The organism is Desulfoferula mesophila (assembly GCF_037076455.1).
Taxonomy (GTDB): domain Bacteria; phylum Desulfobacterota; class Desulfarculia; order Desulfarculales; family Desulfarculaceae; genus Desulfoferula; species Desulfoferula mesophila.
The window spans coordinates 1,030,090-1,048,680 of record NZ_AP028679.1 but is presented as its reverse complement, the minus strand read 5'-3'; the positions used below and the strand labels follow the sequence as shown (position 1 = coordinate 1,048,680).

The 18,591-nt window shown below is 61.2% G+C and carries 14 protein-coding genes, 1 tRNA gene and 1 pseudogene; 10 read left to right on the top strand and 6 right to left on the bottom strand.

The genetic code is table 11. The annotated features are described in order from the left end of the window. Positions 1-110 precede the first annotated feature (110 nt). From AACH32_RS04575 to AACH32_RS04550, 6 genes and pseudogenes are all read left to right on the top strand, one after another. Positions 111-1,501: pseudogene (locus tag AACH32_RS04575) on the top strand (IS3 family transposase). Positions 1,502-1,748: 247 nt separating this feature from the next. After that, positions 1,749-2,561 carry a RecB family exonuclease gene (locus AACH32_RS04570; RefSeq protein ID WP_338605598.1) on the top strand — a complete coding sequence of 271 codons (813 nt, stop codon included), beginning with the start codon at positions 1,749-1,751 and terminating at the stop codon, positions 2,559-2,561. An 86-nt stretch (positions 2,562-2,647) separates the two neighbouring features. Then, positions 2,648-2,842 (top strand): hypothetical protein, encoded by a 195-nt coding sequence (locus AACH32_RS04565; protein WP_338605597.1) that lies wholly within the window; start codon positions 2,648-2,650, stop codon positions 2,840-2,842. 383 nt (positions 2,843-3,225) lie between these two features. Next, complete coding sequence (locus AACH32_RS04560) at positions 3,226-4,152, top strand: DUF932 domain-containing protein (RefSeq protein WP_338605596.1); 927 nt, start codon at positions 3,226-3,228, stop codon at positions 4,150-4,152. 428 nt (positions 4,153-4,580) lie between these two features. Further along, positions 4,581-4,835: a hypothetical protein gene (locus AACH32_RS04555; RefSeq protein WP_338605595.1), complete on the top strand. Its 255-nt coding sequence runs from the start codon at positions 4,581-4,583 to the stop codon at positions 4,833-4,835. Then, positions 4,828-6,741, top strand: coding sequence for a DUF927 domain-containing protein (locus AACH32_RS04550; RefSeq protein WP_338605594.1), 1,914 nt, complete (start codon positions 4,828-4,830; stop codon positions 6,739-6,741). The genes AACH32_RS04555 and AACH32_RS04550 overlap by 8 nt, the downstream gene beginning before the upstream one ends. Before the next feature lie 278 nt (positions 6,742-7,019). On the opposite strand, the gene AACH32_RS04545 is transcribed toward AACH32_RS04550, so the two are convergent. After that, a tRNA-Leu gene (locus AACH32_RS04545) sits at positions 7,020-7,106 on the bottom strand. 142 nt (positions 7,107-7,248) lie between these two features. On the opposite strand from AACH32_RS04545, the gene AACH32_RS04540 reads away from it, so the two are divergent. Together AACH32_RS04540 and AACH32_RS04535 are read left to right on the top strand one after the other, a co-directional pair. Next, the gene (locus AACH32_RS04540) at positions 7,249-8,253 is read left to right on the top strand and encodes a polyprenyl synthetase family protein (RefSeq protein WP_338605593.1); all 1,005 of its coding nucleotides are present in this window, start codon (positions 7,249-7,251) and stop codon (positions 8,251-8,253) included. Between the two features lie 156 nt (positions 8,254-8,409). Then, complete coding sequence (locus AACH32_RS04535) at positions 8,410-9,000, top strand: ANTAR domain-containing protein (RefSeq protein ID WP_338605592.1); 591 nt, start codon at positions 8,410-8,412, stop codon at positions 8,998-9,000. 157 nt (positions 9,001-9,157) lie between these two features. On the opposite strand, the gene hcp is transcribed toward AACH32_RS04535, so the two are convergent. Together hcp and AACH32_RS04525 are read right to left on the bottom strand one after the other, a co-directional pair. Then, entirely contained in the window at positions 9,158-10,795 is a 1,638-nt protein-coding gene (gene hcp, locus AACH32_RS04530; RefSeq protein ID WP_350341561.1) for a hydroxylamine reductase, read from the bottom strand. A gap of 228 nt (positions 10,796-11,023) precedes the next feature. Next, the gene (locus AACH32_RS04525) at positions 11,024-12,433 is read right to left on the bottom strand and encodes a sigma 54-interacting transcriptional regulator (protein ID WP_338605590.1); all 1,410 of its coding nucleotides are present in this window, start codon (positions 12,431-12,433) and stop codon (positions 11,024-11,026) included. A 537-nt stretch (positions 12,434-12,970) separates the two neighbouring features. Between AACH32_RS04525 and AACH32_RS04520 the strand changes: the two genes are divergently transcribed. Continuing rightward, positions 12,971-14,650 (top strand): long-chain-fatty-acid--CoA ligase, encoded by a 1,680-nt coding sequence (locus AACH32_RS04520; RefSeq protein ID WP_338605589.1) that lies wholly within the window; start codon positions 12,971-12,973, stop codon positions 14,648-14,650. Between the two features lie 196 nt (positions 14,651-14,846). Then, positions 14,847-15,923: a cold shock domain-containing protein gene (locus tag AACH32_RS04515; RefSeq protein ID WP_338605588.1), complete on the top strand. Its 1,077-nt coding sequence runs from the start codon at positions 14,847-14,849 to the stop codon at positions 15,921-15,923. A 62-nt stretch (positions 15,924-15,985) separates the two neighbouring features. Here AACH32_RS04515 and AACH32_RS04510 read toward each other — a convergent pair whose 3' ends face one another. The 3 genes from AACH32_RS04510 to AACH32_RS04500 all read right to left on the bottom strand — a co-directional run bounded on the left by AACH32_RS04510 (position 15,986) and on the right by AACH32_RS04500 (position 18,577). Further along, positions 15,986-17,020, bottom strand: coding sequence for an aldo/keto reductase (locus AACH32_RS04510; RefSeq protein ID WP_338605587.1), 1,035 nt, complete (start codon positions 17,018-17,020; stop codon positions 15,986-15,988). After that, positions 17,017-17,796 carry an acyl-CoA dehydratase activase gene (locus AACH32_RS04505; RefSeq protein ID WP_338605586.1) on the bottom strand — a complete coding sequence of 260 codons (780 nt, stop codon included), beginning with the start codon at positions 17,794-17,796 and terminating at the stop codon, positions 17,017-17,019. The genes AACH32_RS04510 and AACH32_RS04505 overlap by 4 nt, the downstream gene beginning before the upstream one ends. Positions 17,797-18,040: 244 nt before the next feature. Next, a complete protein-coding gene (locus tag AACH32_RS04500) occupies positions 18,041-18,577 on the bottom strand; it encodes a carboxymuconolactone decarboxylase family protein (protein ID WP_338605585.1) in 537 nt (178 codons plus the stop codon). Positions 18,578-18,591: the final 14 nt, after the last annotated feature.

The window sequence follows — 18,591 nt, the reverse complement described above, 5'->3', positions numbered from 1 at the left end:
CATTTTGTGTTCAAAGGCCAAGGGTGTTTGGTGTCAGAGCCCCTGAGACAGATTTGTTGTTTTAGCTAATGGATACTCCTGGGTAGAATCGGCACCCAAAGGAGTGAGCCATGAGCCAGAGTGAAGCAGTGGAAGACAAGGTCCGGGAGATCAGGCGTAAAACCCGAAGGAAGTACTCGGCGGAGGAGAAGATCCGGATCGTCTTGGAGGGTCTTAGGGGCGAGGAGAGCATCGCCGAACTCTGTCGCCGAGAGGGCATAGCCCCCAATCTCTACTACAGCTGGAGCAAGGAGTTTCTGGAGGCTGGCAAGCGGCGCCTGATGGGCGACACCAAGCGTCAGGCCACCAGCGGCGAGGTGCGGTCCTTGCGTCTGGAAAACAGCCAGCTCAAGGAACTGGTGGCTGATCTGTCCCTGAAGAACGTGGTGCTTAAAAAAAGCTTGGCTGGCACGGGCGAAGATCTGGATCAGTGATGCGCTTCAGCCAAGCTGAGAAGATGGAGATCATCCGGCTGGTGGAGGGGTCGTCCCTGCCGGTGAAGCAGACGCTGCGCGAGATGGACGTGCCGCGCAGCTCCTTCTACCGCTGGTATCGACGATATCTGGATTATGGCTACGATGGCCTGGCCAGCCAGCCTCCCCATGCCAGGAGATTCTGGAACAAGATCCCTGAGAGCGAGAAGAAGCATATTGTTTCAGAGGCCAAGCAGATGCCTGAGCTCACCCCCCGAGAGCTGGCCTGGCACATCACCGACAGCCAGGGGGCCTTCATCAGCGAGTCCAGCGTCTATCGCATCTTGAGGGACTATGACCTGGTGGCCAGTCCGGCCTATATCGTGCTCACGGCCGCCGATGAGTATAGGCACAAGACCAAACGGGTGCACCAGCTTTGGCAGACCGACTTCACCTATTTCAAGATCATCGGCTGGGGCTGGTACTACCTGTCCACGATCCTGGATGACTACAGCCGCTATATCATCGCCTGGCTTCTGACCAGCACCATGTCGGCGGAGGACGTGAAGAACACTCTGGACTTGGCCATCACCAAGACCGGGATTACCGGGGTCAAGGTCCGGCACCGGCCGCGGCTGCTATCGGACAACGGGCCCTGCTACCTGGCCGGGGACCTGAAGCAGTACCTGGACCAGCATGGCATCAGACACACCAGGGGCAAGCCCTACCACCCCATGACTCAGGGCAAGATCGAGCGATACCACCGGACATTGAAAAATCGGATCAACCTTGAGAACTACTACCTGCCCTGGGAACTAGAGCACCAGATAGGCCGCTTCGTGGATTATTACAACCACCGTCGGGTGCACGAGTCCCTGGACAACCTGACACCCGCTGACGTGTATCACGGCAGGGTCAGGGATATCATCACAGCCAGAAACCTGGTCAAGGAACAGACTATGCGGCGCAGGAGGCGCCAAAACCTGGGACTGAAGCCCTTAAACGAAGAGATTATTAAACCCGAGGTCTACCGGGAATGTCTCCATTAGCAAAAACCAATTCTTGTCCCAAACGCTTTGACGACATACAAAAAGCTCTCCGAAGCTCAGCACAGGGCAATCATCAATCTGGCGCAACGCAGGAAGATCAACGAACAGGAACTGGAGCAACTCTGCCAGGAAATACATGGAGTCAAAGTGGAGGCCCTGAGCTCCGCTGATGCCAGCTCCTTTATCCGCCACCTCCAGCAAGCTGCTTAAATTACTTTTCCCATCATCAACCAGAAAGGAGGCTCCCTTGGAGATAGAAGCACTGCGAAAAGAACCGCACCTGTCTGCCAGCTCTGTGGCCGGGTATTTGGAATGCGGACTGGCCTACCGTTTCGGAAAGGTAGACGGTTTGGCTCCCGAGTTTACGCCAGACGTATTGGTCTTCGGATCCGCTATCCATGAGGTCTTGGCCGAGTACTACCGTTCTATGAGCAAAGGTGTAAGGCTGAGCGGAGACCACCTGAAGAAGTCCTTCGAAAAACAATGGAGCGAGCGAGCAGCAGATAACGGCTCCATTCGCTACAAGGAGGGCACCGACTATCGCAGCTACCTCGAACAGGGCAAAGCAATGCTGGCCGTATTCGCGGCCCAGGTGCCGGTGGAAAACTGCAAGGTCCTAGCTGTGGAAGAGCCCTTCTGCATGAACATAGAGGGCCTGCCGGCTCCCTTAATCGGTATCTATGACTTGGTGATCGAGGATTCGTCCGGGGTAATCACCATCGTGGACCATAAGACAAGTGCCAAAAGCTACAGCGTTGACCAAGTGGATCAGAACTTCCAGATGACCCTCTATCAGGCAGCGGCCAAGGCCAATGGTTTCGCAGGGCGGGAGATACTCCTGCGTCTGGATGCCTTGATAAAGACCAAGGTTCCCAAATTCGAGCAGTATTACACCACCAGGTCCCAGGGGGATGAACAGGGGGCCCTAAAACGAGTACTGGTTGCGTGGGAGGGAATTTCCAAGGGTGTTTATTTGCCTGCCTCTGTGGGTTCCTGGCGGTGCTCAGGTTGTGTTTATCAGGACGCATGCGGGCAGTGGATGAAGGGGGAGATACCGTGAGGAGTGAAGATATTTCGGCCCTACAGCAGTGCCTCACGGTCTCTAGGCAGGGGCAGCCCCGGCCCATCGTCCAAGTGAAGCGGTTGATGCAGCGGCACACTCCCGAGGAAGTCGAGGCCTATCTGGGCAGCGTGCGCTGGGACTACCGGAAGAAGCTCCAGCACCTGTTCGAGATTGATCCCGGTAGCCCTCAACTGGACCACCTGGTGATCGTGGTCTTCCGTTTGAGCATGGCCATCAAGTTGATTAGGGAACGACGGACCGCAAAAGAAGCCGCTTAAGCCTAGACAGAGTCCGCGACGATTTCCGCGACGAATCCTAATGATTCAGCGTATCCGTATCTTCCAATCAACCCAGCCCCCAAGCTGATCCTGTCCCCAGCCAGCACCCCAATTGACGTTTCAGACTACTATTCGTTGTTTCTCCGGACCATCTAGGTCTCCGTGGAGGTCTCAATGCTGGTCTGGCTAAAAGCGATTTTTCCGTAAAATTCCCCGTTAGCAATTACGGCCACAATTGGCCATTTCGTTTTTAAACGTCTAGAACGTCGATTCCGTCTAAATCAAAAGCCTGCCGGACATATCACACCCTCAAAAAACTGGCTACGTGATGCGGAGTCACGGATTTCCGTTTCTGCGTCCGTATCTCAGAAAGGAGCTTTTAGATGAAAGGAATGACCACCTTTGGAAACGTACAGCAGAGGGCGGAAGCTCTCGCTGCCAACTACTACGATGCCTTGGTCCCGGTGAAAGAGATGGAGTTCTCTGATCTAAGGACCGTAAAGATCGGAGGTGAACCGCATCACCTGAGAAGGGTTGCCTCCCAGCGGGTTGCAGCCCGCTTGGGAATACCTCATCCATATCTGGAGCGCTGCCCTGCTGATCTCCAGGCGGAACAGTTAAACTATTGGCTTCGGGAAGAAAGGAACGAGGAGTTTTTCGTCCGCTTTGATGGCGCGGATGTTCGGGCGGTGTTCACGCCCCGATACACACCGGCTGACAACCTGGAGGTCCTGTCCCGGCTGGTTGAGATCGGTGTGGGGACAGAGACCAAGGTGCAGGTGGCCTTGGATAAGGAATTTATGAGCCTGAGCATTCCGGATCAGAATCGCACCTTCGAGGTGAAGGGAGACAGGCTTACGCCGGGCATCTCCGTTTCCAATTCCGAGGTAGGTCTGGCCAGTCTGTCCGTCAAAGCCTTTTTCCTGCGCTTGGTTTGCACCAATGGGTTGATCGCCAAGACTGAGGTCTCATCTTCCTACCGGCACGTATCGGCGCGGATTCTGGAGGAACTTCCTCAAGCGTTGGGGCAGGTGCAGGGGGAGTTGGATTCGAGCAGGGACAAGATGAGGATCTCCATGAGCAGCCCGGTCAGCGATCCCGAGGCAACACTACGTTCCTTCAATCGGCAGTTCCAACTGAGCCAGCGGGAGCAGAAGGCAGTGGCTTGGGGCTTCGTCCAGGAACCCGGCAAGACAATGTGGGAGATAATCCAAGCTTATACCTTTGGATCCAAGCATAGCCCTTTGACCGCCGAGGAAAGCCACAGGCTTCAGGTGGTGGGAGGGATGGTGTTGGGGATGGTGCAGTAGGCCCTGAGGGCCCCGTGTTGCTTTTTAGGGCACCGGGGTCCTTTTTTTTGGCCTGCTGCACTTGCGAACCCTGATGCTCAGTCTTATCTTCTTTATGTAACTCTAACTCGGAACCCTAACAAGGAGTTGCCTATGACTTAGACTTGAAGAACAGCCCCAAACGGGGCAAGATAGCTGTGTAGTTTAGTGGGAGAACAAAAACCCTGTTATAGAAGATTTAACTGGACCCTATGCCGTGACCAGCCTTCGGGTAGTAAGCGGTACGATTGTCAACGAGCAGCGCATTTATCTATAGCTGTCTCGTGAACCCCTCCCAAGCATGAAGGGCTGAAAGAGGCCCAGAATTTGCGCCGGGCTATACGCCTGAACGGTTCACTTTGCGAACCTACGGGCAACCGGCGAATAAATAGGAGCGACAATCGTAATTTATGGAAAAGAAAGTTGATTTTAGTTTATTAGCAGAAACATGGCCCTCGCCCATCGTGGCGAGGTCGGAGGTAGCAAAATTCAGCGGGGGGCTTTTAAACCCACGTACCATGGCCAACCATGATTCGGATGGCACAGGGCCTAAAAATCGGATCATGCATCGCAGGCGAGTTGCCTACTGGGTCAAGGACCTGATCGCCTGGATGGAGGAGCATGCCTCCTATATAGAAATAGAAGAGGAGGTGGCCAATGCCTAAGGAAAAAAGTGTACTGGCCACCGCCCCACAGCAAGAGACCTCAAATCCTAATGGGGACATCCCGCCCACCACATTAGGAATAGAAGAAACCCTCGACCTCCAAACCCAAGAGACCTTGGAACCAATCGATGCCATGGTCGAGGATGTCTTCGGCGGGGCAGACTTGGGCGGGGAGGCACCGGATGGCTTTCCGGAAGGGTTTGCTGTCGAAGAGGGCTGGTTGTGGGTCAACACGCCCGAAAATGGTTGGGTAAAGGTCTGCACCCAGTTGGTTGCAAGGGCGCTCACTCGCGATTTCTCGGGTGAGTCATGGGGAGTCTTGCTAGAGCTGCAAGACCCCGATGGCCAAACAAAGCGTTGCACATTGCCGAGAGAGAAGATAGCCAAAAGGCCTACAGGCTTTCTGGGGACCCTCACCTCTATGGGGCTGCGTCTGGGCCCTGACCGCCATGCCAAGTCAAACCTGCAGAGCTTCTTGGATTCGGTCAATCCGCAGGCACGAGCGCGAACGGTCGACCGCATCGGCTGGCATGGTGAGGTTTTCGTCTTGCCGGACCACGCCATATACCCGGAAGACACGCCCGAAGAGGAGGTTCTTTACCAGGGGCTCTCCAGCGAAGCCAAGTTCCAACGCAAGGGCTCTCTCCACGGTTGGCAGGAGTCAGTCGGAAAGTTCTGTCGCGGCAACTCCCGGTTGATGTTCGGTGTTTCTACCGCTTTGGCCGCTCCCCTGCTGGATAAAGCAGGGTACGAAAACGGTGGCTTCCACTTCCACGGTGGAAGCTCAATAGGCAAAACCTCCGTGCTTCACGCGGCTGGAAGCGTATGTGGCGGTGGCGGAGTCAAAGGCTTCCTAAAATCGTGGCGGAGCACCGACAACGGCTTTGAATCCATCGCGAAGCACCATTGCGATTGCCTGATGGCCTTGGACGAGATCGGCGAGGCGAGCAAAACTGTCGTTTCCAAGGTCAGCTACATGCTCGCCGATGGTCAAGGGAAAACTCGCCGTGCTCCCTCCGGAGGGGTTCAAGCAACCCAACGATGGAGAGTCCTTTTCCTGTCAACCGGGGAGATGACCATCGTCTCAAAAATAGGCCACGGCAAGGTGCAGGCCGGACAACTGGTCAGGATAGTGGACATCCCGGCGGACGCTGGGGTTGGCTTGGGTATGTTCGAGGAAATCCACGGTCACCAAAACGGGGCCGCATTCTCGCAAGCGCTACAAGAAGCTGCTGGCCGTAACTACGGAGTTGCGCTACCGGCATTTGTAGGCGAACTGGTCAAGCGTGACCCGGCCGAGCTACGAGAAGAGGTGCGAAAACTGGCCGCAGAGTTCGTAAGTCAGTACTGCCCCGAAGGCGCAAATGGGCAGGTGATCAGGGTCTGCGAGCGCTTCGGTCTCGTGGCAGCCGCAGGCCGCTTGGCAACGGAGCTTGGTATTGTCCCATGGGAGGAAAACGAGGCGGAACTGGCAGCGGCTAAGTGCTTTGACGAGTGGCTTGGGCAGCTGGAAGATTCCTCTGTTCCACATGAGGTAGAAGCGGGACTGGCTCAAATCCGTAAGTATCTGGAGCAGCACGGAGACAGCCGCTTCGGAAAAATCGGAGAGACTACGACCCGAACGATATCCGGCCGAGCTGGCTTCAGAGAGAAAAACGACGATGGTTCCTATGACTACTTTATTCTGCCGGAGATGTTCACCAAGGTGATCTGCAAGGGTTTCGATCACAAGCCCCTGTGCGAGGCCATGGCCGATAGAGGGTGGTTGGAAAGAAGCCAGGACGGAAAAAACTCCAAGCTAAGGCATTTGCCCGGCCTGGGGACCAAGCGTGTGTACCACATCAAGGGTGTGTTTCTGCAAGACCCAGGGCCACCACGGGAGGGGCAGGCTCTGCAAGCGGCATAAACTTACCTAGGCGCGGTTGGCCCTACAAACATCGCCTGGGATAGAAAGTGTGTAAAGTAAATAGGCCGGTGTAGCCATAAACGGTTGCACCGGCCATTTCTATGGGGTCATTTCGCCCTATTCGTCGGGGTGGGCAAAGATAAGAAGTATCAGAGGGCCAAGAGGTTTTCATTTTGCTTCACGATAAAATATGGCATAATAATGGCACAAAAAGCGTTTCACAGAAAACGGGAGCCCCAGCATATCTGGAGCTGTCAACGCAAATAATTGATATTACTTGGTGCCCGGGGCGGGACTCGAACCCGCACGGCCGTTGAGCCTGGGGATTTTAAGTCCCCTGTGTCTACCGGTTCCACCACCCGGGCATAGACGGGTTTGGCAGGGCGCGGCTTAGTATATACCATCGTCGCGCGCCAGCGTCAGCGCCTTGCCGCGCCGCTCGCGTTTGACAGGGCAAGGGTGATAAGGTATTGCAGCCAACAGGTATTTAACACAGAAAGGAACCCCGTGGCCGCCAGCTTCCAACCAACCTTGCCCGCTGAAGAATTGCGCCGCCGGGTCTTGGCCTTGGCCGAGCCGGCCGACCAGGCTCTCCAGGACTCCCTGCACAGCCACGTACCCTACATCGAGCAGGTGAGCGCCTACATCATCTTCAGCGGCGGTAAGCGGCTGCGCCCGGTGCTCTACCTGCTGGCCGCGGCGGCGGCCGGGGGGCAAGGGGAGCCCCGTCAGGCGGCCATCTTCGAATACCTGCACGCCGCCACCCTGTTGCACGACGACGTGGTGGACGAGGCCGGTCTGCGCCGGGGGCGTCCGGCGGCCCGCACCCGCTACGGCAACGACGCGGTGATTCTGGTGGGGGACTTCCTTTTCTCCAAGAGCTACTCCCTGGCCGCCGAGGTGGCCGACCATCGCTTTATCAACGCCCTGACCGACTGCACCACTCTCATGGCCGAGGGCCAGGTCTTGGAGCTGTTGTTCACCGGTGACTACGAGTTGGCCGAGACCGACTACCGCCGGGTGATCCAGGCCAAGACCGCCGTGCTTCTAGCCGCCGCCTGCCAGATGGGGGCCATCTTCGCCGGTGCCGGCGATACCGTTATCCAGGCGCTGTACACCTACGGCATGGAGTTGGGCATGGCCTTCCAGATGGTGGACGACGCCCTGGACTACGTGGGCACCGAGCACGAGTTCGGCAAGCCGGTGGGCCACGACCTGGCCGAGGGCAAGATCACCCTGCCCTTCATTTTTGCTCGAGAAACCTGCGGCCCCGCCTTGCGCGGCCGCCTGGTGGAGCTGGCCACCGCCGCGCCCACCGACCCGGAAGCCCAGGCCGAGGCCAAGGAGCTGGTGCGCCGCGCCGGCGGGGTGGATCACACCATGTCCCAGGCCAGGGGACACGCCATGGCCGCCCAGAAGGCCCTGGCCGATCTGGTGCCGGACCAGGGGCCGGGCGATCCCTTGGAGACCTTGCTGGCCTTGGCCCCCTACGTGGTGGATCGTCGTTCCTAAGAGCCAAAACTTTCGGTAACTCCGCCTCGACTTACGGTAAGCGGGCCCTGGGCCCGCGCTGCCTCGTTTTCATATCTCACTAAAATTTAAGCCTAAATAGCCCGCGCCTCTCTTGGCGGCCGTCTTGCAATCGGCCCAGGCCAAAGGAGGCGCGTGGTGACTCAATTAAAAGTGGCCCTGGTGCAACAACCGAACTCGCCCCTGGCTGCCGGCCTGGCCCCCATCCTGGCTGGCTGCGAGGTGGCAGTGTTGTCCCCCGATCCGCCGCAGACTCTGCCGCCCTTGGTGAGCGCCGGGGAGATGCTGGTCCTGTGGGACCTGCACGGCTTTGCTCCGCCCCAGCTGGCGGCCTGGGAAAAAATATTAGCCGCCGAGGAGGTGGGGGTGGTGTTGGCCGCGCCCGCGGGAATGAAGGGCCTGGCCGAGTTGGCCGCCGCCTGCGGGGCCCTGGCCCTTATCACGCCCTCCCAGGATCGCTCCCAGTCGCGCCTGCAACTGGCCGCGGCCGGGGCCCTGCAGGCGCGCCTGCGCGAGCTCCTGGAGCAGACCCAGGAGCTGGAGACCAGGCTGAGCGAGCGCGAGATCATCGAAAAGGCCAAGAACCTTTTGATCCTCAACCTGGGGCTCGGCGAGCCCGAGGCCCTGCGCCGCCTGCAGCAGCACGCGCGGCGCAGCAACCAAAAGCTGGTGCAGGTGGCCCGCCAGGTGCTGGCCGCCTACCACCTGTTCAACGGCGACAAGCCTTAGACATCAAGACCACCGGACCGCGCCCTGAAGACGCGGTCCCAGAGGTGGGGGGAGCGGGTCGGAGGCTGTTTTTCAGCCTTCGACCCGCATTTTTTTGGGGGAGGCCCGCCGGTGCCCAGGGGCGTGGGCGCCGGCGGGCAAGGGTCGGGCGAACGCCTTAGGCAGCCTCGCCCAGGATGGCCTTGAGGTCCTCGTCCGGGGTGGTGATGGGCATGATGTTGAAGTTGTCCACCAGCACCTGGAGCACGTTGGGGGTGATGAACGCGGGCAGGCTGGGGCCCAGGCGGATGTCCTTGATACCCAGGTGCAACAGAGTGAGCAGGATGGCGCAGGCCTTTTGCTCGTACCAGGAGAGCACCATGGAAAGGGGCAGATCGTTGACCCCCACGCCGAAGGCGCCCGCCAGGGCCACCGCGATCTGGATGGCGCTGTAGGCGTCGTTGCACTGGCCCACGTCCAAAAGGCGGGGTATGCCGCCGATGTCGCCCAGTTGCTTGTCAAAGAAGCGGAACTTGCCGCAGGCCAGAGTGAGCACCACGGTGTCGGCCGGGGTCTTCTCCACGAACTCGGTGTAGTAGTTGCGCCCGGGCTTGGCCCCGTCGCAACCGGCCACCAGGAAGAAGTGCTTGATGGCGCCGCCCTTGACGGCCTCGATGACCTTGTCGGCCACGCCCATCACCGCGTTGCGCCCAAAGCCGCACAACACGCTGCCCTTGTCCTCGTCGCTGGGGAAGCCGGGCAGCTCCAGGGCCTTGTCGATGACCGGGGAGAAATCCTTGTCGCGTCCCTGACCGGCGATATGGGGCACGCCGGGCCAGCCCACCAGGCCGGTGGTGAAGATCTTCTCGGTGGTGTCGCCCTTGGGCTTTTGGATGCAGTTGGTGGTCATGAGGATGGCCCCGGGGAACTCGGGGAATTCCTTGCCCTGGTTTTGCCAGGCGGTGCCGTAGTGGCCGTAGAAGTGCTCATAGGCCTTGAGCTTGGGATAGGCGTGGGTGGGCAGCATTTCGCCGTGGGTGTACACGTAGATGCCCTTATCCTTGCTCTGCTCCAAGAGCAGCTCCAGATCCATCAGATCGTGGCCGCTTACCAGAATGGCCTTGCCCGCCTTGTGGCCCAGGGGCACGGCCGTGGGCTCGGGGTGGCCGTAGGTGCCGGTGTTGCCGGCGTCCAACAGCTCCATGGCCTTGAGGTTCACCTCGCCGCACTTGAGGGTCATGCCCACCCAGCCGTTCAGGTCCAGCTCGTCGTTTACCATGGCCGCCAGGGCCTCGTAGATGTAGGCGTAGACCGCGTCGTCCTCCTGGCCCAGGATGGCCGCGTGGTCGGCATAGGCGGCCAGGCCCCGCAGGCCGAACAGGGTGGTGTGCTGCAGCGCGATGATGTCGGCCCGCTCACCTTCCGCCGGAGCCAGGGGGTAGTCCTTGGCCTGCTCCACCATGACCTCCAGGCTCTCGCCGGGCTGGAAATTGGCGGCATCCTGGGGGAAGGCCACGCCGGGCAGCTTGGCCTTGAGCTCCTCGCGCAACTCCACCGCCTTGGTGATCATGGGCGGAAAGCGCTGGGGGTCGAAGTCCACGTTGGTCAAGGTGGAGAAAAGGGCGCGCGAGGCAAAGCGCCCCACCTCCCGGTCTACGGTGCCCTGCTTGCCCGCCTCGGCCGCCACGACGGCCAAGCCCTTGAGGGCGTAGGTCAGCAGATCCTGCAGAGCGGCCACCTCGGGGGGCTTGCCGCAGACGCCTTGGATGGTGCAGCCCTGGCCCTTGGCGGTTTGCTCGCATTGATAACAGAACATATCCATGACTCTCTCCTCCAAATCCTGATTTGTCCCTATGAGTTCATTGTAAAAGTATTGCGGTTCCGAAATCGGGAAATCTGCGAGGCAGCTCCTTTGTTGTATTTAGGTACTAAAATACCTTTTATTTGGCCAGAGTCAAGCCTTTTCGGCAAAAAAATGATTTTCGGGTCGAATCAAGGGCGGCGGGAATACAGCTTGGAATGGGTCGGAAGGGTTGGTTCGCTCTTAGAGAGTGGCGCTCTGGGCCCGGCTGCGGCCTTTTTTTATGGCTCCCTCCAGGCCGAATTTCTTTACCCGGTAGCCTATTTGGCGCAGCGTGAGGCCCAGCTCGGCGGCGGCGTGGGATTGCACCCAGTTGTTGCGCTCCAGCGCGGCCACCACTTCCTGCCTTTCTATCTCTTCCAGACGCGAAAGCTGCTGCTCCTGGGAACCGGCGGCCTCCCGGTAGAACAGGAAGGACGGCAGATCGTCCAGGCCGATCTCCGGGGCGTTGGTCAACAGGGCCAGGCGGCCGCAGAGGTTCTCCAACTCGGCCACGTTACCGGGCCAGGCGTAGTGGGTGAGCACGCTCTGGGCCTGCGGGTTGAGGTGCGGGGCCTGTTGCTCGCGGTTGCGGCCCAGGAAATATTCTGCCAGCAGGCTGACGTCTTCGCGCCGTTGTCTGAGCGGAGGCAGATGAATGGGCATCACCCCCAGGCGATAGAAAAGATCTTGGCGGAAGGAGCCCTGGGCCACGTTGCGCTCCAGGTCTTTGGTGGAAGAAGCCACCACCCGCACCTGGGCGTGGCGTATGTCCCCGCCGCCCGCCGGCTCGTATTCGCCCTCTTGCAAAACCTGCAACAGCTTGGCCTGCAGGGGCAGGCTCAGGCTGCCCACCTCTTGCAGATACAAGGTGCCCCCGGTGGCTTGCTCCAAAAGGCTGTCCGCGCTGGAGCCAGAGCCGGTCGGACGCCCGAACAGCCTGCGCTCCAGCTCCGCCGGCCCCCAGGCCGCGCAATCCAGGTGCAACAGCGGCCCTTCCCGGCGCTGGCTGAGGCGATGCACCACCTGGGCGGCCAGGGCCTTGCCCACCCCCAGGGGCCCCAACAACAACACCGTGGCCTCGCTGGGGGCCGCCTTGCTGATCAGCTCCTGGGCCCGCACCATGGCCTCGCTCTGGCCCGCCAGGAAAAGATGGGTGGCCGTGGGGTCCAGTTCGGCCGCGTTCTCCCCGGTGTGGCGGCGCAGGGACAAATCGCGGTGCAGGGCCAAGACCGAGCTGGCCAGTTGGGCCGCCGCGTTTACCAGCCTGCGGGCGCTGATTTGGTCGGGCTCGTTGTCGCGCAGGGCGGCCACCAGGCGGCCCGACTCGCGGCCAAGGGGCAACAGCGGCGCGCCGATGACCAAACTTTGGTTTACCGCGTCCGGGCCCAGGTCATGGTCCTGGCCCAAACCGGTGGCCACCCAAGGAGCGTCTCCCGCCTCCCACAACCAAAAACGGGCTCCCCGCAGATCCAGGGCCTGGTCCAGACGCAGGAGAATCCCCTCCAGAACCGACTCCAGATCAAGGGCTTTTTCCACCAAACTGGCCATGTCCAACACGGCCTGGCATTCCTGTTGGGAAGGCATAGTCATCATGGTTATTTGTTCTAGCAAGTTACGTGCCTTCGGCGCTCATGGCGCAAATTAGGCATAAGCGCCCGCATTGTTGGGACTTTTTTGTAAACACCCTTAATAGGGGGCGCGGAATTTCCTACCAATTTGTAACTTACGACTGGATTTTTGTACCTATTGGTAGGCCCCGCGGCTTACTCGCGACGGGGGCCAAACAGGGTTTCAGCGGGCAACCACTTAATATATAATCAAAAATCAAAAAAGTTTTCCATGACGCCCCGGTTGGCAAAGGCTTTGCTTATATTAGGGGCAACCGGCACCCCTCCTCACAGCCGGCGACTACTCCCTCCTCCACACACCCCCCCGGCCGTAAAGGCCGGGGGTTTTTTTGGCCCCGGCCGCCGGGCCCCGGGCGCGCTTCGCCCTTTGAGCCGGGTGGGGGCCAATTGGAAAATGCATAGCCATTATGCTGAGTTGGCCTTGACATCACCACCACCGTTGCCTATAATCGGCCTACCCGCACGTTAGTTATCCTCGCTTGTTTCAAGACGGCTTCCCAAGAGCGCCGCAAGGTGGAATATGGCTGAATTTCCGTGGTTGAGACGCTACGACCCCGAGGTGCCCCGGCACCTGGACTACCCCTCCACTGACCTATACAGCCTGATGGCCCAAAGCGCGGCCAAGGTGCCCCGCAAGATCGCCCTAAGCTTTTTGGGCAAGGAGCTTACCTTCCGGCAGCTGTTCAGCCTGGCGGAAGAGTTGGCCGGGGGTCTGGCCGCCCGGGGGGTGGAGCCCGGCCACCGGGTGGCCCTGCTCATGCCCAACTGCCCCCAGTTCGTGATTTCCTATCTGGCCGTGCTGCGCCTGGGGGCCACGGCCATGCTCATGAACCCGCTCAACGTGGAGCGGGAACTGATCTTCAAGTTCCAGGATTCCGGGGCCAAGGCGGTGATCGCCCTGGACCTGCTCAGCCAGCGGGTGAGCAACGTCCGCAAGCAGATCGACCTGGACCTGGTGGTCTACACCGGCTTGCAGGACTTTTTGCCCTTCCCCAAAAACCTGCTCTACCCCATCAAGCGCGCGCTGGACAAATCCCTGCCCAAACCGCTGATCGGGCGCGACAAGGCCACCTGGAGCTTCAAGGGGCTCCTGGCCCTCAAGGCCCAGGCCCCCCAAGTGCAGATCGACCCCGAATCCATGGCCGCGCTCATCTATTCCGGCGGCACCACCGGCATCAGCAAGGGCATCATGCTCTCCCACCGGGCGCTTATCGCCAACCTCACCCAAGCCCACGCCTGGGTCAACATGGACCAGGACGACTCCCTGCTGGCCGTGCTGCCCCTGTTCCACGGCTTCGGCATGAGCGTGTGCATGAACGCCCCCCTGGCCCAGGGCGGCACCGTCACCCTGCTGCCCCGCTTCGAGGCCGGCGAGGTGCTCAAGACCATCGACAAGGCGCGCCCCTCGATTTTCGCCGGGGTGCCCACCATGTTCATCGCTCTCAAGGAGAGCCCCGAGATCGACAAGTGCGACCTCAAGAGCCTCAGGGGCATCTTCGTGGGCGCCGCTCCCCTGCCCCAGGCGGTGCAGCAGGAGTTTGAAAAGCGCACCGGGGCCCAGCTCATCGAAGGCTACGGCCTTACCGAGGCGGTCACGGCCATCAGCTGCAATCCCCTGCGCGGCCCGAAAAAGCCCGGCACCATCGGCATCCCCTTCCCGGACGTCGAGTGGCGCATCATGGACCTGGACACCGGGACCAAGGAAATGCCCACCGGCGAGGCCGGGGAGATCGTGCTGCGCGGGCCGGATTTGATGACCGGCTATCTGAACCAGCCGGAGCTCACCGCCCGCACCATCCGGGACGGCTGGCTGTTCACCGGCGACATCGGGGTCATGGACGCCGACGGCTTCATCACCATAGTGGACCGCAAAAAGGATCTGGTGATCGTCAGCGGCTTCAACGTGTTCCCCAGCGAGATCGACGAGGTCTTGCACCAGCATCCCGCGGTGGCCGAGGCGGTGGCCGTGGGCCTGCCCCACCCCACCAAGGGCGAGTTCATCAAGGCCTTCGTGGTGCTCAAAAAGGGCCAAAGCGCCACGCCGGAGGAGATTAAGGCGTTTTGCAAAGAGAACCTTTCGGCCTACATGGTGCCCAGGGAGGTGGAAATTCGCGCGGAGTTGCCCAAGAGCATGATCGGCAAGGTGCTGCGGCGCTCTCTGCGCGAGGAGGAAGAGGCCAAATGGGCCACGCAAGAATAGTACCGATTACTTAAAGGTGGCATTTGACAGCCGCCCTGCCCTGGGGTTTACTTAATAAAATTAGGGTTCGCGTTGGGCGCGTTAATTCTGTTTCTCCCTCCACCTGCCCAGCCCCGCGTCCCCCGTGAAGCCTCGCCCCAAAAGTTTAGGCGAGATAAACATTTAGCAAGACATGGGGATCAAGATGTACAAAGTGATGATCTTTATTGATGGAACCTGGCTCTATCGCACCCTCCCTCGCCTGGCCGAGCAAAGCGGCAAGGGTGAGTTCAAAATCGACTACGGCGTGCTGCCCCAGGTGGTGGCTCGCGAGTTGGCCGAGCGCCTGGGGGTGGACCCCTCGGGCATCGACGTGGTGCGCAACCATATCTTCGCCAGCCTGCCCACCAACTACGACCACCTGGACGAGGGGTTGATCACCCGGCAGAACGAGTTTTACAAGCTCCTGCGTGAGGACTACCACTACGACACCGAGCTGTTCAACATCGACTTCCGGGGCCGCCGGGTGCGCCAAGCCGACCGCGACCCCGCCGACAGCTTCCAACCCCGGGAAAAGTGCGTGGACATCGCCCTGGCCTCCAAGATGCTCTACCAGGCGGCCATGCCCTTTGGCATGGACATCGCCGCCGCCGTGTTGGGCGACCGCGACTTCACCCCGGTGTTGCAGACGGTCCGTCAGTTGGGCAAGCGGGTGCTGTTGGTGAGCGTGCGCTCCTCCTGCGCCCAGGAGTTGGCCGACCCCGAGGACCGCGAGCGGGTCAAGGACTACGACACCCTGTGGATGGACGACCACATCGAGGAGCTGGAGCTGCGCTACGAGCCTCAATGGCTGGAGTGCCAGTCACCCGAACACGAGGGCGAACGCCGCTTCCAGACCACCTACCGCCCCCGCCGGGGCGAACCGGTCTACTGCGATGCCTGCCGGGCCGCCTATGCCCAGCGCCGGGTCACCAGCGTGGTCACCTCCACCTATGAGGATGACGACCAGATTGACTACGGACCCCAGGCCGGCCTGCCCGTGATCGGCGAGACCCTGGAAGGGGTGGTGGAGTTCAAAAAGGAAGACAAGGGCTACGGCTTCGTCACCACCGATGACGGGATGAGTTTTTTCTTCCACCTCAGCGACCTCGAGGGCCTGGACTTCGAGACCCTGGAAGAGGGCCGCGAGGTGGTTTTCGAGGTCAAGACCCTGCCCGTGGGCGGCAAGGCCGGGGCGGCCCGCGACGTGCGCGCCCTGGAGTACGAAGACGAAGAGGAGCCTCTCGAGGGCTGACCTGCTCCGCCAATCAGACGGCAGCTTTTTACGCCCCCGGTCATGCCGAGGGCGTTTTCTTTTCAGGCCTGCCCGTGCTGGGCCAAAAAGTCGCGGAAGTCGGCGGTGATCTCGGCGAGCATCTCGGGGATGGGCAGCTCGTAGGGGCAGCGCGCGGTGCATTCGCCGCACTCGAGGCACTCCGCCTCCGCCTGAGCGATGGCCTCGCGGGTCTTTTCTATGAGCTGGGCCGGGGGGAAGCGCCGCTTCTGGCTGGTGAACAGCATGACCTTGGGAATGTCGACGCCGTTGGGGCAAGGCAGGCAGTAGCCGCAGCGGTGGCAAAAGCGGCTGCCCAGCTCCGCGCGGATGCGCTCCATTTCGGCCAGGTCGGCCGGACCCAACTCCCGGCGGTTCTCGTAGAGCCCGGCGATCTGATCCAGCTCGGCCAGGCTCTGCATGCCCGGTATGGGCAGCACTCCCTCCTGGGTCTGCAGCCAGGCGAAGCACAGGTCGGCCCGCTCCAGCAGGCCGCCGCCCAGGGGCTTCATGGCGATGCAGCCCATGCCCCGTTTCTTGGCCGCGCCAAAGACCCGCGCCGCCGCCTGGTCCTCCACGAAGTTGCAGGCGAACTGCGCCGTGGCGAAGCGTCCGGTCTCGATGGCCGCGATGGCCGTGTCCGGGTGGTGGGAGGAAAAGCCGATGTGCCGCACCCTGCCCTGGGCCTGGGCCTCTTGCAGCGCCTCCAAGGCCCCGCCAGGAGCCAGCACCGCCTCCAGGTCCTGGGGCTTGGCCAGGTTGTGGATCTGGTACAGGTCGATCCAGGTGGTGCGCAGGGCCTTTAGGCTGGCCGCGATCTCCCCGCGCATCTCCTGGGCGCTGCGCTTCATGGTCTTGGAGGCCAGCACCACCTGGTCGCGCACCCCCTCCAGGGCTTGGCCCAGCTTGACTTCGCTGTCGCCGTACATGCGCGCGGTGTCGAAAAAGCGCCAGCCCCGCTCATAGGCGGCGCGGGCCAGGGCCACGCCCTCGTCCACGGTCACGCGGGTGATGGGGATGCCCCCGAAGCCCACTTCAGAGACCATGAGTCCGGTGCTGCCCAGGGGAACTAGATTCATTGCGCCTCCCTCTTCGCCATAAGCGCCGCGCCTAGGGCCCCCACGATCTGGGGCTCCTCGGGCACCGCGATCTCCACGCCCAGGCGCTCGGCCATGAGGGCCACCACCCCGGCGTTCTTGGCCACCCCGCCGCTCATGATCACCCGCGGCTGCACCCCGATGTTGCCGGTCATGGCCGCCACCCGGTTGACCACCGAGCGGTGCAGGCCCTTGATGATCTGGGCTATGGGCTGGTTGCGGGCCACCAGGGACACCACCTCGCTCTCGGCGAACACGGTGCACACGCTGGAGATGCCCACCTCGCCGTCGGCGGCCAGGGACAGCCTCCCCAGGTCATCCAGGCCCACCCCCAGCTTGGCGGCCATAACCTCCAAGAAGCGGCCGGTACCCGCCGCGCACTTGTCGTTCATCACGAAGTCGGTCACCTTGCCGCCCGGGCCCAAACGAATCACCTTGGAATCCTGGCCGCCGATGTCGATGACCGTGCCCACGTCCGGGAACAGGGAATGGGCCCCCAGGGCGTGGCAGGAGATCTCGGTGACCTTCTTGCCCGCCAGGGGCACGGCGGCCCGGCCGTAGCCGGTGGCCACCACGAAGCTGAGGTCGTCCCGGCCCAGCCCGGCCATGGCCAGGGCCGCGTCCAGGGCGGCCTCGGACGCGTTGGTGCTGTGGGCCCCGGTCTCGGTCACGCTCCAACCTTTAAGGTCGCCATCCTGGTCGATGACCGCCGCGTCGCTGCTCAAGGAACCCACGTCTATGCCCGCGAAATAGCTCATGTTGCGCTTTCTCTAAATACTAGGTTCAGGAAGCCAGATACCTATCTACACTAACGCTTGCGTCTAAGCCCCGCCCAGCCCCGGCTACTTTCTCTCATCAACGCCCCCGGCACAGCCAGGCGGTACAGCCAGCCGCCGGCAGACAAGGCGCCTGGCGAGCGAGGACCGGAGGCGTAGCCCCAGCTACGTCGAGGTCCGAGCGATGCCAGCAACGCCGTATGCCGGTGGCTGGCGAAGCCGCAAATCAACAGGACTGACCCTCGTCCATCTTAAAGGCCTTGAACAAGATGCCGTCGGTCACCATGCTCGCCCCATGGGCCGTGGCGTCGATGATGTCCCCGTCGCTCCAGCCCAGGTCCCTGAGCTTCTGGGTGTCCTCGGAGCACACCTCGTCAGGCGTCTTCACCGCCTTGAGCACGAACAGGAGCATGGCCTTGTCCTTGGCCTCCAGGGGTGGGTTGGCCGGATCGGCCAAAACCTTGGCCGCCGCGTCCTCGTCCGCGATGCCCAGGGTCTTGAGCAGCCCGGTGTTCAGGGAGATGCAGTAGTAGTACTTGAGCTCCTCGGCCACCAGCATGCGAATCAGGGCCAGCAGGCCCGCGCTCAGGCTGGGGTGCTGCATGTAATATCCCATAAGCTGGGTGCGCACCCCCATCCACGCCGGAGAGGAGGAGTACATCTGCATGGGCGCCGGAATCATGCCCATGGGCGCGAACATGTCGTAAGCCTCTTTGACCTGGCCCTGGGCCTGCTCCGGCGGCACGAGTTTAATGATGGCCATGAATTTCTCCTTTT